Below are 16015 nucleotides of genomic sequence, written 5' to 3' on the forward strand. Positions count from 1 at the left end.
TTTTATGACGCAGTGTGGTTCATTAACAGTTTATTAAGCGGTAAGATGCTGAATTTGACAAAAAGTTAGGTTCTATAATATAATTCAAAAGACGCTCTTGCCAAAGGAGGTTGAAAAAGATGATGGAAAAATGTAAGGAATACCTTAAAAACAATTTTTCTAATGGTCCTAAGGCAAAAAAAATATTAGCAATTGCTACACCACTTTTCGTTATAAGTGTTATGTCAATATGTGTAGTAGCTAATGCAAGAAAAACTGTAACAATAAACGTAGATGGAAATGAACAAATATTTGTCACATATAAAAGGACTATTAAAGATGCTCTAAAGCAAGTAGGGATTGAGTTAGGCTCTAAGGATAAGGTTGAACCAGCTTTAGAAAAGAAATTAGTTAAAGATGAAGTAATAGAAGTAAGAAAAGCAGTTAATGTGGAAATAGTATCAAAGGATAAGACAATATCAATAATGACAGCAGAGCCAACTATTGGTGCTATGCTTGAAGCTGAAAGTGAGAAACTTAAAGCGGAAAATATTAAATTTGATAAGTATGAGGATGAAGTTAATCCAAGCCTTGATACAAAAATTAAGGATAACCTTTCAATTCAATTGGTAGATGTAGAAGTATTAAATGAGGTATCAACTGATACTATTGCATATGATACTTTAACAGAAAATGATAATACTATGGAAGTTAATACTACAAAGGTAAAACAATCAGGTGAAGAAGGTCAAGTAGAAGTCACTTATAAAGTTACAAAAAAGAATGGCAAAGAGGTTTCAAGAGAACAAATAAGTTCTAAGGTATTAAAGGAAGCAGTTACTGAAATTGTATTACAGGGAACAGCTAAAGTATATGCAAGTAGAAGTGGAGAAACAGGAACATATAAAGATGTTTTATACTGTCAAGCTACAGCATATACAGGTGGAGGTTTGACAGCAACAGGTTCGGTGCCAACATATAATCCAAGTGGGTTAAGTACAATTTCAGTAGATCCAAGTGTAATACCTTTAGGAGCTTTAGTATATGTTGATGGCTATGGAAAAGCTATAGCATCAGATACTGGTGGAGCTATTCAAGGTAACATTATAGATGTATATGTTAACTCAAATAGTGATGCTATTAGCTGGGGAAGACAATATAATGTACCAGTTTATATTGTAGCTTATCCTGGAGAGTGGTAGGAAAAAGATGGTTAAAAAACCATCTTTTTTTAGTTGAGGCGAACATGTACTTTTTTTAAAAGGGTTTGACATAATTGATATATAGGGATAAATTAATAGAAGAGATATAAGGAGAAAAGGGGAATTACGCTTTGATTAAAGAAGTTATTGTAGTGGAAGGAAGAGATGATATAACAGCTGTAAAACAAGCTGTAGATGCAGAGCTTATTGCTGTAGGTGGTTTTGGAATTAATGCAAAAGTCATTGAAAGAATTAAGGAAGCTCAAAAGAGAAAAGGTGTTATAGTCTTAACAGATCCTGATTTTGCAGGAGAGAAAATAAGAAGCATAATATCTAAACGTGTAAAAGGTATAAAACATGCTTATATAGCACAAGAAGATGGAATTAAAGGTGATGATATAGGTGTTGAAAATGCATCACCAGAAGTAATTAGGGAAGCTCTAGAAAGAGCAAAGGTATCAGAGGAAGATAAAGAGCCTATATTTGATGCGCAAGATATGTTTTACTTTAAATTAAATGGAGATGCTCGTTCTAAAGAAAGAAGAATGAAATTAGGTAAGGAACTAGGTTTAGGTTATGGTAATGCTAACCAAATGCTTTCAAGATTAAATAATTATGGTGTTACTAAAGAAGAATTCATTAAAGCCATAAATAAAGTAGAAAAACAAATTGAAGAGGGAAAATAATATGGACATAAAGAACATAAAGACAGCAGAACTGGTAAAAAAATATAATTTTAAGTTTTCAAAAAGTTTAGGTCAAAACTTTTTAATTGATGATTCAGTTCCAAGAGATATAGTTAGTGGTGCTGAAGTATGCAAAGATGATTTAGTTATTGAAATAGGTCCAGGAGTTGGAACATTAACAGCACAATTATTAAATACAGCTAAAAGAGTTGTTGCTATAGAGTTAGATAATGATTTAATTCCTATACTAAGTCAAGAGTTAGGAGATAATCAAAACTTTACATTAATACATAATGATGCTTTAAAAGTTGATTTCAATGAAATAATAGGGGATGAGCAAAGTGTTAAGCTAGTTGCTAACCTTCCTTACTATGTAACAACTCCAATTATTGTAAAACTGCTTAAGGAAAAATATAACTTTAAGTCATTAACTATAATGATTCAAAAGGAAGTAGCAGAAAGAATGGCAGCAGAACCGGGTAATAAGGATTATGGTGCATTATCTTTACTAGTTCAATATTATTGCAATACTGAAATAGTAAGAAAAGTACCTCCAGCTTGCTTCATACCAAGACCAAAGGTTGATTCTATCGTAATAAGATTAGAAAAGCTAGATAATCCAAGAGTAGAAGTACAAAATGAAAAATTATTCTTTGATATTATTAGAAATGCGTTTAATATGAGAAGAAAGACATTATGGAATGGTGTTAAAAATATAGGACTTCCTAAAGAAAAGTTGGAAGAAGCATTTAGTGAAGCAAATGTTGACCCTAAGAGAAGAGGAGAAACTTTATCTATAGAAGAATTTGCAGCATTAGCAGATGCTATATATAGCAGAATGAAATAAAAATAATAGGCTATGACGATACTTTGTCATAGCCTATTATTTTTTATTAGTTAAATAGTGCATATCATTTCACTAATGCACTTAGTTAAGTCGCCATAAATTAGCGAAGTGACTTAATTAATTAGCATAGCTTTAATTTTCATGTATTGAGAACATATCTGTTTATAGTAAGCATATAATATAGGGAATTATTTTAACTTGGAGGTTTTAAGAGATGGCTAGTAATAGCAGGCTATATAGAAACTTCATTATTTTGCAGGAAGATGAACGTGGATATGCTAGTGCCAATGATAAATCACTGTCAGGGTATGCAAAGATTGAAGCAAAGGGAGATATATGTAAAATATCTTTTTATGCTCAAAACCTCAGAAAAGATGAAGATAAATACAATATGATGCTTATATGTGATAAGAAAGATAACAAGCAAATAGTAGATTTAGGTAAGTTAGATGTAAGCATTGCTGGAAAAGCAGATTATACTAAAGAATATAATGTTGATAACATTGCTGGAATAGAGCTTTCTTTAGATAAGATTTCTGGAGCAGCCATAGGTAAATATAAAGATGGTGTTCCAATTTTTATTATGTGTGGATTTTTAAATGGACAACAACCTTGTGAGGATTGGAAGAGTTATAAAGTAATAAAGGCTAAAAGTGATAAAGAACTAGAAAAGAAAATACATTATAAAGAACAAAAGAAGCATGATAAAAAAGAAAAGAAGGATAAATGTGAAGATAGGGAAGAAGTAGTTAATGAAGAAATAAACTCAATAAATGAAGGTTCACTAAAGGTTGAAGAAGAAAAGAGAGTTGAATCCGTTGAAGAAAAAGATAGAGAAGAAGAGTTTGCTGAAGAAAAGAGGGAAGAATCACTAGAAGAAGTGGAGGCTTCTAGGGAAGAGAAGACTGAAAAAGTTAAATTACAGGCAACTATAGAAGAAAATATTCAAACAGACCATCCAAAAGAAAATCTTAGAGGAAAGTTTGAGGATTATGAAGAGCTCATAGAAGAAAGTAAGGAATTTAATCCAAGAAATAGTAAGATAAGAGGAACTATCGGTGAGTATTTTGAATCCATTGCAGAAGGCTTTGAAGAAGATGAAGGCTATGATGAACTTAAATACTGTAAATGGTATAAGGTTCCTGTACATGATTTATATGAAATGTGTAATATGTCCAATTACAATAAATATACATTAGTTTATTATCCAATGCTTAACTATTATCCTTATATTAAGAAGTATAATTATTTTAAATTAGGATATAAATGCGATTTTAATGGAAATTTAAAATATATAATTTATGCTATTCCTGGAAAGAAAGATAAAGATGAACAGCCATATGATGGAAGAACAGGATTTGTCACATGGGTTGCTAAGGATTCAGATACAGACATAGGTTGCTGGCTAATGTTCTATGACTTTAAGAATTCTACAGTTGTAGTTCCTATGCAATAAAGTAGAATGATTGTACTTATATTAATTAGTGAGTTCATAAATAATAAGGTCATGTAAATATTTAAATTGCTAATGATAGCAGAAAGTATTATAATTTTTAATAATTGGGAGGGGGCTTATCGCCTCCTAATTATTTGAAAAAAAGTATTGGAAGGAGAGATGAAATGTTAAAAAGTATTAAGCTTAGCTGCTTGACTGTAGTATTAATAGGTATAATAACTACATTTTCAGGTTGTAGTGTAGTAGAAAATATAGAGAAGAAACTAGGATGGAAGACAGATTATTTTCAGTATTTAGATTCTGAAAATGTAGAACAAATAAGTATTCAAAGTATGAGAGATTTAGGATTTAAGTTTATTGTTACTGAAGGATCAGCAAAAAATACAATGTATAACTTACTTTCTAAGGCACAAAAAAGTACAGAAAAGTCAAACTTAGAGCCAGATTATATATTTGAATTTGATTTAGGTGATGAAGTTAAAAAATTCTATTATGTGGTAGGCAGTGAGAGTGGTAATTTCTATAATGATACGGATGTTTATACCGTTTCTAATAGAATAGATGAAGTTATAATACAGAATTTATCATTTATTAGAAAGCCTAAGGAATTTAATTATATTTATTATAAACCAATATTAGAAGTTTTAAAGAAGATTGAACCTTCATTAAAGGATAAGAATTATAAAATAGGTATAAATATAAAAAGTGATGCAGACTGTTTAAAATACATTTTTTCTAATGATTTAAAAGATTTTACTTCAGATGCAGAAAAGATAATTTCTAATGTAGAATTAGTTCAAACCACTACGGCAGGTTATGATGTAGTGATTACTGTAAAGAATAGGGGATATGATACATTAGTTTATAAGACAGCTATAACAGTAAATAATAAACGAGAAAATACTGAAGAAACTTATTATGTAGTGGCACAGTATGAATATAAGAAATGGAATATTTCAATTAGTGAGCCAAATGTAAAACCATCAAATTGGTAATAATTTTTTAATACATATTTTTAGTGAATGAGTAAATAATATTATTATAAGTATGTAGAAAGGATGATTTATATGAAAGCTCATGTTGATAAAGATACATGTATAGGTTGTGGATTATGTCCATCTATATGTGAAGCTGTGTTTGTATTAGAGGATGATGGAAAAGCAGCTGCTTATGTTGATGAGGTGCCTTCAGAAGTAGAAGATGAGGCTAAAGAAGCTGAATCAAGCTGTCCAGTTAATGCAATAACAGTAGAATAAAAAAAGATGCTTGATGCATCTTTTTTGCTTTATAAAGAAAATTTTATACTATTAAAAAAAGTCTTCAGATTTATGTAGAGGATGGTATTTTAAATTATTACAGTTATTTAAAGTAGATAAATTTATATTACTTCCTATAGGTAATAATGTAGGTAAGGAGTTTATTGGAACTGTGCTTACTGAATCATCTTCTAACAAAATGAAGGCCTCAGAATGGTTATAATCTAATATTAAACCTTTCATCACTACACCACCTTAATAATTTTACTTAGTATATGTAAAATAAAAAAAAATATACAAGTAAGGCTATTCTTACTTGTATATTTATAGATATAAATCTTTATAAACAATTTGAAATACTTTTAATGATTCTTCAATTCTTGGTTTTAATAAGTGTCTTCTATGCTGAAATTCCTTTTCGCCTAAATCAGTAAGGTAGTAAATTTTTTGGAACTTCTTCTTAGGATCATCCCACTTGCCGATTACCAATCCGTCCTTCTCAAGCTTTTTTAAAAGTGGATAAATTCCTCCAGTACTTGGAGCCCAAAGATTAGAAGTCCTTTTAGATATTTTATTGGAAATATCATTGCCATTGGAAGGGTTTAGATGAAGAATAAATAAAACATAGATTGGAAGTAGACCTTTGGTAAAAACCTGACCTACAGCTTCTTTTTCTTTTTGAACTTTTTTTAGTTCAGCCACCTTTGCTTTATATTCTTCATAGAGCTTTTTTTCTTCTGCTTTTAGATCAATAATATTTTTAAAATCATCCATAATGTTTTACTCTACAAGTTTTACAGAAAGTCCTAATAACCCTGGACCACCATGTATTCCTAATGCTGGACTAAGAACATTTAGCTTTATATTTTCTACATTTGGAAGCTTTGCAAGTTGTTCCATAAACTTTGTTGCTTCTTCTTTACAAGCACATTCTAATACGGTAACTTCACATTTTCCTATAGCAAGTTTTTCTTTTAGAAGATCAGTCATTTTTGAAAGGGCTTGCTTTCTTCCTCTAGCTTTACGTATAGTATAGTATACTCCTGTTTCATCAGTAGTGATTATAGGCTTTAGGTTTAATAATTCACCAATTGTACCTGCAACTTTACCAATTCTACCACCCTTTTGTAAGTATTCTAAAGTATTAACAGTATAGAAACCAGTTATTCTTTCTCTGATTTTAGGTAGTGCTTCAACTATTTCTTCAAAGCTTTTACCAGCCTCAACAAGTTTAACTGCTTCTAAGACAACTTCTCCTTCAGGATAAGCAAGAATTTTAGTGTCATATACATATGATGTCAACTTTGGATGGTCTTCTAAGATTAATCTTAAGGAATTGCATGTTCCAGAAAGGCCGCCTGAAATACATATGGCAATAACATGAGTATAGCCTTCAGATTCTAATTTATTAAGAATATCATCCATAGTCTGTGCACTTGGAAGTGAAGTTGTTGGAATTTCTTTATCTAAATTTAAGTATATTTCCTCTGGTGTAATGTCTAATTTATCTTGGTAATCTCCATGAGAGTAGATTATTCTAAGTGGTAATAAATTAATGTTTTTTTCTTTTATAACCTCTAATGGGATATCAGATGCACTATCAGTTATTATAGCAATTTTTTGCATTTTAATCCTCCTAAACGAAATTTATTAACTTTATTATATCACAAACGATATAGTTATCAATACTGATAATTATAAACATTATCAATACTGATATAGTTAGATTAATGTATGTAAGTAAAAATAAAGCATAATATCATATATTAAAATTTTTTTAGAAAATGATAGGAAATTAAAGATAAGTAAATACAAATTATTTAATGGAATAATATGGGGGTATAATTGAGCTTTGAGATGAATAATATAAAGGGGTATAATTAAGAATAAACACAATATATAGTGGGAAGGAGACAGATGAATGCAATATGTAGTAAAAAGAGATGGAAGGGAAGTAGTGTTTAACAAAGATAAAATAAGTAATGCCATAGGAAAAGCTAGTAAGGAAGTTTCAAAAACATTAAGTGATAATGAAATTATCAATATAACGGAAAAAGTATGCGGAGAGATAGCTAAATCTGAAAAAGTAAACATAACTGTGGAAGAAATTCAAAATTTAATTGAAAAAACTTTAATAGATGAAGGCTATAATGAAATTCAAAGGGCGTATTCTATATATAGGATGGATAGAACACGAGTGAGGGATACAAAATCTGATTTAATGAAAGCTATTAATAGGATTGGCGTGGAAACTGATAGAGACAATGCTAATATAGGAAATAACTTTTCGTCAAAGCTTTTAAGAATAGCATCAGAATCAAATAAGTGGCATAATTTAGCCAATATGCCTAAGCATTTAGCAAAAGCTCATGAAAATGGTGAGCTTTATTTTCATGACTTGGATTCTTATAATTTAAGTATAAATTGTCTTCATATTCCTACTAAAGAGATTTTGGAAAATGGGTTTAATACAGGCTATGGAACTATAAATAAACCTAAAAGAATAGAAACAGCAGCAGAATTATCTTGTATTTTGTTGCAGTCAAGCCAGAATGACATGTTTGGAGGTCAAGCACACCCCGATTTTGATAATGATATGTCTATTTTTATTGATCCTACCAGACAGGAAATAAGAAGCGAATTAGAAGCTCTTGGTATTGAAGAAGAAAGAATAGAAAATATTGTAGAAGAAAGATTAAAGATGAGAGTTCATCAAGCTATGCAGGGAATTGTATATAATTTAAATACTATGCATAGTCGTGCAGGTCAATAGTGGGCCGTCTAAAATCAAACACCATTGTAGATTTTAGAGTATAAATGAGGAAAATCGGTAAAGACTAAGTATTTGATACAGGAATTGGAGGAAAGGAAATGTGAGTCAGAAAAAACTATTAGACATGTAAGATGTTTAATGATTTAGGTAAGTTAGGTGTTATACCTAACAAAACTAAGCATGAAATAATTCCTAATATAAATCAAGATATGATGAGACATTTTATTCGAGGGTTCTTTGATGGAGATGGATGGTGCACTAATACAACATCACATGGTAAAAGAAAAGGATCAAGAAAATGTATTGGATTTGTATCTAACTATGAATTTTTAGATAATTTAAATATTATCTTAAATAGTGAAATTGGAACACGAATAAATAAAGTTGTAGAAAGAATTGGTTGTAGTATGTTACTGTATTCATCAAAGAAAGATGTTGAAAGCTTAAGAGAATATATGTATAACGATGCAACTATTTATTTAAAAAGAAAATACGATTCATGTTATAAAATATATGTTAATACCGAGAGGGATTGAATCACAATTCCTTGTAACGCATAGGAGTTGAGCGATATGATAGCAAAAATACTCCCAAGAGTCTTCGTTATCCTATGGTTGAAAGAAAAGGATAAAAATATATGCTAATCTGGATTAGAATAGACTAATAGTAATATAGTGATTATAAGAGGGATAGCTATATGATGAGGGAAACCTCCAGAGCGTAAGATAAAAAGCTTACGGGTAAGAACGAAAATGTCACAAGTCCCTTTTTCTTCTATAAATTTAGGGATACCTAAAGATAAAGATGCAGCAATGATATGTGAGATATTTTTACAAGAATATGAAAAAGGTTTAGGAAAGGGAGAACAGCCTATTTTTCCTAATATAATCTTTAGAGTAAAAGAAGGAGTAAATAGAGAACCAGAAGATGAGTATTATTATCTTTATAAATTAGCCTGCCAAGTAGCAGCAAAGAGAATGAACCCCACATTTATGAACATAGATGCTGATTTTAATAAGGAATACTATGATAAGGGATATATGCCCTCAACCATGGGTTGTAGGACATATGTTATGAAAAATATTAATGGAGAGGCAGGATGCAAAGGTAGAGGAAATATAGCACCAGTGACTATTAACCTACCTAGAATAGGAATTGAAGCAAAAGGTGATATAGATAAATTTTTTGAAATATTAAAAAGTAGATTAGTATTAGCAAAAGAATCATTACTTCATAGATATGGTATTCTTAAAAAGTTAAGAGTAAAGGATCTTCCTTTTGTAGCTGGTCAAAAGCTGATGAAGGGAGCGGAAAATCTAGAAGAAGAAGATTCAATTGAACCTATTTTAAGACAAGGCACATGGGGCATTGGATTCATAGGGTTAGCAGAAGCACTTACAGCTTTAATAGGAAAGCATCATGGTGAAAATGATGAAGCTAGAGAGCTTGGTGTGAGAATTGTTACCTTTATAAGACAATATACTGATAAATTTTCACAGGAAACAAGTCTTAATTGGAGTTGTTATGCCACACCAGCTGAAGGGTTAAGTGGTAAATTTATTAAGAAGGATCAAAAGATGTTTGGTATAATTAAGGGGGTTACGGATAAAGAGTATTATACTAATAGTTATCATATTCCTGTAAAGTTTCCTATTTCAATAAAGAAAAAGATAGATATTGAAGCACCTTATCATAAGCTTTGCAATGCAGGTCATATTTCATATATTGAAGTAGATGATTCACCAACAGGAGAGCAGATTATGGATATCATTAATTATGCATATAAAAATACTAATATAAGTTATATAGGAATAAATTTTCATATAAGATACTGTAAGAATTGTGGAAGTAGTATAAATAGCAATGAAAAGAAATGTCCAAAATGTAATAGTATAGATATTCAAGGTATATCAAGAGTTACTGGATACTTAAGTTTAGATGAAAGATTTGGTCCAGGGAAGTTTGAAGAAAGAGCAGATAGATGTTCCCATACAGGCAGCAATATGAATAATTATGGTGTTATATAAATATATAAATAAAGGCATTAATTTTTAAAAGTCTTAAATTTAAGATTAATGAAAATTAGTGCCTTTAGTTTTATTTTAAAAAAGAAATATTACATTGAAGTTATAGTAATAAAATGGTAAAATTGGAATTAAAATAAAAGGGGGCTATAACATGGCAATTAAAGATCCTATAAATGATATACAAGTAAAGATAGTGGATACTACATTGCGTGATGGGGAACAGACAGCAGGTGTTGTATTTGCTAATGAGGAAAAAATTATCATTGCATCTATGTTAAGAGATTTAGGAGTAGATCAATTAGAAGTTGGTATTCCAACCATGGGTGGAGATGAAAAGGAAGCAATAAAATCAATAGTGAAAAGGAATAGAAATAGTAGCAATGCAAAGAGTATAATGGCGTGGAATAGAGCTGTTACTTCTGATATAGAGCAATCTATTGATTGTGATGTTGATGCAGTGGCTATTTCCATATCTGTTTCTGATATTCATATTAAGCATAAGCTTAGAACATCAAGGCAGTGGGTGCTTGAAAATATGATTAAATCAGTGGAATATGCTAAGAAAAACGGCTTGTATGTATCTGTTAATGGGGAAGATGCATCAAGAGCTGATAGAGAATTTTTAGTGGAATTTATTAATGCTGCAAAGAAAGCAGGTGCAGATAGGTTTAGATATTGCGATACTGTAGGTATTATGGAACCTTTTAAATTAAGGGATGAAATTTGGTATTTATATGATAAAACAAAATTTGATATTGAAATGCATACTCATAATGATTTTGGAATGGCTACTGCCAATGCTATAGCTGGTCTTATGGGTGGTGCTAATCATGTTGGAGTAACAGTAAATGGTCTTGGTGAAAGAGCTGGTAATGCTGCTTTAGAGGAAGTATTAATGGCTTTAATTTATGTTTATGGTTATAAGACAGATATTGATACTAGAAAATTTAAAGAAGTATCAGAGTATGTATCCAGGGCTTCTGGGCGATTTTTACCAAAATGGAAGGCCATAGTAGGAGAAAATACTTTTGTGCATGAATCAGGTATACATGCCGATGGAACTATTAAGAATCCAATGAATTATGAAGCTTATGATCCAGCGGTGGTAGGACTTGAAAGGCAAATTGTCATAGGAAAACATTCAGGAAAAGCAGCTATAGTAAATAAATTTAAAGAATATGATATAAAACTTTCAGATGCTGAAGCGAAAGATATACTTAGCTTGGTAAGAGCAACTACTGTTAGATTAAAAAGAAGTCTTTTTGATAAAGAGCTTGTAAGTCTTTATAAGCAATATAAAGAAAAGGAATAATAAATAATAGAGAGAATAGAAGGGAGGAGATTATCATTGGGAAATAATTTGGTAGAAAAGATTTTAAGCAGCCATATTGTTGAAGGTCAATTGAGAAAGGGTAGCTATATTGGTATTAAAATTGATGAAACTCTTACACAGGATTCAACAGGGACAATGGCATATCTGCAATTAGAAGCTATGGGGATAGATAAAGTTAAAACTAAAAGATCAGTGGCTTTTATAGATCATAATATGTTACAGCAAGGCTTTGAAAATGCAGATGATCATGAGTTTATAAAAACTGTAGCATCTAAGCATGGAGTATATTTTTCTAAACCAGGAAATGGAGTGTGTCATCAAGTATTTTTAGAAAGATTTGCAGTGCCAGGGGAAACATTAATTGGTTCAGATAGTCATACACCAACTGCTGGTGCGGTGGGGATGCTTGCTATGGGTGCAGGTGGTCTTGATGTTGCCTTAGCTATGGCAGGTGGAGCATATTATATAAATGTTCCTAAGGTATGTAAAGTAAATGTCATAGGTAATTTTAAACATATGGTTACAGGAAAAGATGTAATTTTAGAAGTTTTGAGAAGGCTTACTGTTAAAGGTGGAGTTTCTAGAATATTCGAATATGGAGGTGAAGGAATCAAAAACCTTTCAGTTCCACAAAGAGCAACCATAACTAATATGGGAGCAGAGCTTGGGGCAACCACATCAATATTTCCTAGTGATGAAAGGACTTTAGAGTTCTTTAAGGCTCAAGGGCGTCAACAGGATTGGTTTGAATTTAAAGCAGATGAAGATGCTGTTTATGATGAGGAGATAACAATTGATCTTAATACTTTAGAACCATTAGCTGCAATGCCTCATAGTCCTGATAATGTGAAAAAGGTAAATGAAATAGGAAAAATTAAGGTAGATCAAGTTGCCATAGGAAGTTGCACAAATTCTTCTTATGAAGATTTAATGAAGGTAGCTAAGATATTAAAAGGAAAAAAGGTTCATCCAGATGTAAGTCTTGTAATAGCTCCAGGTTCAAGACAAGTAATGGAGATGATAGCAAGGAATGGAGCACTTGCTGATATAATAAGTTCAGGTGCAAGAATATTGGAAAATGGATGTGGACCTTGCATAGGAATGGGACAGGCACCTGGTACTAATGGTGTATCACTTAGAACTTTTAATAGGAATTTCTATGGAAGAAGTGGAACATTATCAGCAAAAGTTTATCTTGTAAGCCCTGAAACTGCTGCAGTTTCTGCAATTAAAGGTGTACTTACAGATCCAAGAGAGTTAAAGATGGATTTATCTGTTAATATGCCAGAAAGGTTTATTATTGATGATTCAATGATACTTAAGCCGGCTGAAGATGGTACTAAGGTAGAAGTAAAGAGAGGGCCTAATATTAAACCTTTTCCTATAAATAAGGAGTTAGGAGAAAAAATAGAGGGAAAGATATTAATAAAGGTAGAAGATAATATTACTACAGATCATATTATGCCTTCAAATTCAAAACTTTTACCATTTAGATCTAATATTCCATATTTATCTCAATTTTGTTTTAATACAGTTGATACTGAGTTTCCAAAGAGAGCTAAGAGTTTAGGCGGAGGACTTATCATTGCAGGAGAAAACTATGGTCAAGGCTCTAGTAGGGAACATGCTGCATTAGCACCACTTTATCTAGGAGTAAGAGGTGTTATTGCCAAATCCTTTGCTAGAATTCATAAGGCTAATTTAATTAATAATGGAATAGTTCCACTAGAGTTTAAGAATGAAGCTGATTATAATAAAGTGGATTTATTAGATGAATTGGTTATAGATGATATTAAAGAAGCTTTAACTAAGGGAAGTGTTAAAGTTAAAAATATAAGTAAGAATAGTGAATTTGAAGTATTAATAGATTTAACAGAAAAGGAAATCCAGGTAATAAAAGCTGGTGGTAGATTAAATTACGTTAAAAGCTTAAGTTAATTATAATTTTTTATAGTTATTTAAAGGATAAGGAAGCGGAAGTATGTCAAAGAAAATAAGGCTAGCAGGAATTGCATATGAATCTTTAGTTAATGGACCAGGAATGAGAAGGGTATATTTTTCTCAAGGATGTAGACATAATTGTGAAGGATGTTTTAATCCAGATACTCATGATTTTAATGGAGGAGAAGAGCTAGATATGGATGAACTTATAGAAGATGCATTAGATAATCCTTTACTTAAAGGAATAACCTTTAGTGGAGGAGATCCTCTTGAAAGAGCTGAAGAATTTGCTTATATGGCAAAGGCTTTTAAGAAAGCTGGCCTTAATATTTGGTGCTATACAGGATATACTTTTGAGGATGTATTAGAAAAGATGAAAAAAGATAATAATATAAAAGATTTAATTGAAAATATAGATGTATTAGTGGATGGACGTTTTGAAAAAGATAAAAAGGTTGATGGTTTAAAGTTCAAAGGTTCCAGCAATCAAAGATTAATCGATGTTAAGAAAAGCTTAAAAAGTAATTGTATAATTGTTTTAGAATAAGGAATAAAGAACCGTACCATAAATAGGTGCGGTTTTTACTAAATTTGGATAATTAAATATGTTATATACTGTATAAAATATAAAGTTCTTTAATCATAGTTTTCGATGTAGGTAATGAATTTTTATTTAAAACCTAATTATTAAAGCTTTTTATAATAAAAATGAAAAATGGATAAATAATATAAAATATTTTATATTATAGAACGAAAAATGTTTATCTTTTAAAACAAATAGTATATATTATAATAATAAGAGCATAATTATAATAAAAAATGAAATTAAATAAGGAGTGTTTGAAATGCCTAATCCATATATTCCATTTATATTACCTAATGATGATTTAATAGATATAAATAAAATAATTAATAAATTAATAAATGCGAATACTAAAATAGCTGTATATAATGAAAAACTAAAAAATTCTAAAATAAGATCTGAACTTCTTATGGATTTATTATCCCTTAAAGAAGCTATGGAATCAACAAAAATAGAAGGTACTCAGGTTACTATGGATGAAATGTTTGAGTATAAAGCTGATGAAAAACATCCTACAAATGATATAACTGAGGTAATTAATTATTATACTGCTTTAAAAATTGGAGAAGATTTGCTAAGAACATTACCGATTAGCGGTAGATTTGTAAAAAAACTTCATGAAATTTTAATGTCTGGCAATGTGAGAGGTGGTAATAAATCACCAGGTAATTTTAGAACTACACAAAACTATATTTGGCCTAAAGGTTGTACCATTGAAACGGCTTCCTTTGTGCCACCAGAACCTCAACTAGTAGATGAATATATGAGTAATTTAGAAAAATATATAAATGAATATGATGATATTAATGATTTAATCAAATTGGCTATAATACATTCCCAGTTTGAGACAATACACCCATTTTTAGATGGTAATGGTAGAATAGGTAGAATACTAATACCGTTATATTTATTTGATAAAAAGATTTTAAGAAATGCTAATTTCTTTGTTAGCGAAAGCTTAGAAAAAGATAAATTTAAATATTATCAATTGTTAAATAATACAAGAGTTGTTATTACAGATGAAGAGGATAATAAAGAACAATACTTAAAAGATATGCAGACTGCAAAAAATAATTTTACAGAATGGGTAGAATTCTTCTTAGAATCTTGCATAAAACAATGTGATAAAGATTTAGAAAAGATAGATGCTATTGATTCCCTTTACGAAAAGATTTCTGATAAAGCTAAAGAGTTAATTAGAACACCAGGAATACTTCAAGTAATTGATTTAATATTTGAGTACCCTATATTTACAACTAAGCTAATTAGAGATAAGATAAAGATTGCACCTGCCACTTTAAATGGGTATCTAGCTAAACTAGTGGAAGCTAAAGTGATATATAGCGATGGTAAAAATAGAAACCGAAAATACTTCTTCTATGACTTATTGAATATAATTCGTTAAAAAGTAGTTTGGCTCATTTTAATATAATTTATAAATTTTAATTTTGCGTGTAGATTAATTATTGTGTATAAAAGATAATTCAAATATATATTATTAATCAAGAAAAGATAAACTCTTACTTGTATTTAGATATACAGGTAAGAGTTTTTATGTTTAGAAGGAGGAAATATATAATGAAAAAAGAGTACACATACTCAATAGAGAAAATATACATTTTAAAAGTCTTAATTGCTGTAAGGATAGTGATTAAGACTTTTTCTATTGTAGGGAGGTAAAAGGGAGTGAAGAGAATTCTATGTGTAGGTGTAGTAAGAGGTGGAAAGGTGACTATAAAAACTAGTAATGATAAGGAGAGAACTAAAGATGTTTAAGAAAGACAATAGATATGTAACTAAAGGAGTAAATGATGAAGTAGATATAAGATTACAACTTATAATGTGGAGCATGATTGATAAGTTGAAGAATGAAGGAAATGTTGAAGTGGATTACTTACAGATTTTCAAGATAAGAAAAGAAGGAAATAATAT

General features: G+C 30.2%; 16 protein-coding genes and 1 pseudogene. 14 read left to right on the forward strand and 3 right to left on the reverse strand.

Translation table 11 applies throughout. From position 1 onward, the window contains the following. The first annotated feature begins 119 nt into the window (after positions 1-119). From H8R92_RS08295 to H8R92_RS08320, 6 genes are all read left to right on the forward strand, one after another. On the forward strand, positions 120-1181 hold the full coding sequence (locus H8R92_RS08295) for a resuscitation-promoting factor (protein ID WP_022211284.1): 1062 nt from the start codon (positions 120-122) through the stop codon (positions 1179-1181). A gap of 131 nt (positions 1182-1312) precedes the next feature. Continuing rightward, entirely contained in the window at positions 1313-1867 is a 555-nt protein-coding gene (gene rnmV / locus H8R92_RS08300) for a ribonuclease M5 (protein ID WP_186835184.1), read from the forward strand. A 1-nt stretch (position 1868) separates the two neighbouring features. Next, on the forward strand, positions 1869-2714 hold the full coding sequence (rsmA, locus tag H8R92_RS08305) for a 16S rRNA (adenine(1518)-N(6)/adenine(1519)-N(6))-dimethyltransferase RsmA (RefSeq protein WP_022211286.1): 846 nt from the start codon (positions 1869-1871) through the stop codon (positions 2712-2714). Positions 2715-2928: 214 nt separating this feature from the next. Beyond that, a complete protein-coding gene (locus tag H8R92_RS08310) occupies positions 2929-4170 on the forward strand; it encodes a DUF7922 domain-containing protein (RefSeq protein ID WP_022211287.1) in 1242 nt (413 codons plus the stop codon). 164 nt (positions 4171-4334) lie between these two features. After that, on the forward strand, positions 4335-5165 hold the full coding sequence (locus tag H8R92_RS08315; protein ID WP_186835185.1) for a YhfM domain-containing protein: 831 nt from the start codon (positions 4335-4337) through the stop codon (positions 5163-5165). Between the two features lie 72 nt (positions 5166-5237). Continuing rightward, on the forward strand, positions 5238-5426 hold the full coding sequence (locus tag H8R92_RS08320) for a ferredoxin (protein ID WP_022211289.1): 189 nt from the start codon (positions 5238-5240) through the stop codon (positions 5424-5426). A gap of 51 nt (positions 5427-5477) precedes the next feature. Here the strand turns inward: H8R92_RS08320 and H8R92_RS08325 are convergent, their stop codons facing one another. The 3 genes from H8R92_RS08325 to H8R92_RS08335 form a co-directional block, all read right to left on the reverse strand. Continuing rightward, complete coding sequence (locus tag H8R92_RS08325; protein ID WP_022168970.1) at positions 5478-5669, reverse strand: hypothetical protein; 192 nt, start codon at positions 5667-5669, stop codon at positions 5478-5480. A gap of 81 nt (positions 5670-5750) precedes the next feature. After that, entirely contained in the window at positions 5751-6200 is a 450-nt protein-coding gene (locus tag H8R92_RS08330; protein ID WP_186835186.1) for a PadR family transcriptional regulator, read from the reverse strand. A 6-nt stretch (positions 6201-6206) separates the two neighbouring features. After that, the gene (locus H8R92_RS08335) at positions 6207-7052 is read right to left on the reverse strand and encodes a DegV family protein (protein ID WP_186835187.1); all 846 of its coding nucleotides are present in this window, start codon (positions 7050-7052) and stop codon (positions 6207-6209) included. Between the two features lie 295 nt (positions 7053-7347). Between H8R92_RS08335 and nrdD (H8R92_RS08340) the strand changes: the two are divergent. The 8 genes and pseudogenes from nrdD (H8R92_RS08340) to H8R92_RS13360 form a co-directional block, all read left to right on the forward strand. Next, positions 7348-8193, forward strand: a pseudogene (gene nrdD / locus H8R92_RS08340) (anaerobic ribonucleoside-triphosphate reductase); the annotation flags it as partial. Between the two features lie 137 nt (positions 8194-8330). Next, positions 8331-8735 carry an LAGLIDADG family homing endonuclease gene (locus H8R92_RS08345; RefSeq protein ID WP_186835188.1) on the forward strand — a complete coding sequence of 135 codons (405 nt, stop codon included), beginning with the start codon at positions 8331-8333 and terminating at the stop codon, positions 8733-8735. A gap of 189 nt (positions 8736-8924) precedes the next feature. Further along, positions 8925-10226: an anaerobic ribonucleoside-triphosphate reductase gene (gene nrdD, locus H8R92_RS08350; RefSeq protein WP_436231588.1), complete on the forward strand. Its 1302-nt coding sequence runs from the start codon at positions 8925-8927 to the stop codon at positions 10224-10226. A 151-nt stretch (positions 10227-10377) separates the two neighbouring features. Then, positions 10378-11538 carry a homocitrate synthase gene (nifV, locus tag H8R92_RS08355; protein ID WP_022211295.1) on the forward strand — a complete coding sequence of 387 codons (1161 nt, stop codon included), beginning with the start codon at positions 10378-10380 and terminating at the stop codon, positions 11536-11538. Between the two features lie 36 nt (positions 11539-11574). Further along, complete coding sequence (locus tag H8R92_RS08360) at positions 11575-13497, forward strand: aconitate hydratase (protein ID WP_186835189.1); 1923 nt, start codon at positions 11575-11577, stop codon at positions 13495-13497. Positions 13498-13540: 43 nt separating this feature from the next. Next, positions 13541-14047 carry an anaerobic ribonucleoside-triphosphate reductase activating protein gene (gene nrdG / locus H8R92_RS08365; RefSeq protein ID WP_186835190.1) on the forward strand — a complete coding sequence of 169 codons (507 nt, stop codon included), beginning with the start codon at positions 13541-13543 and terminating at the stop codon, positions 14045-14047. Between the two features lie 298 nt (positions 14048-14345). Next, positions 14346-15488 (forward strand): Fic family protein, encoded by a 1143-nt coding sequence (locus H8R92_RS08370; RefSeq protein WP_186835191.1) that lies wholly within the window; start codon positions 14346-14348, stop codon positions 15486-15488. Between the two features lie 363 nt (positions 15489-15851). Further along, on the forward strand, positions 15852-16015 hold a 164-nt coding region (locus tag H8R92_RS13360; protein ID WP_279287103.1), incomplete at its 3' end, for a DUF960 family protein.

The organism is Clostridium lentum (assembly GCF_014287815.1).
GTDB lineage: Bacteria > Bacillota > Clostridia > Clostridiales > Clostridiaceae > Clostridium > Clostridium lentum.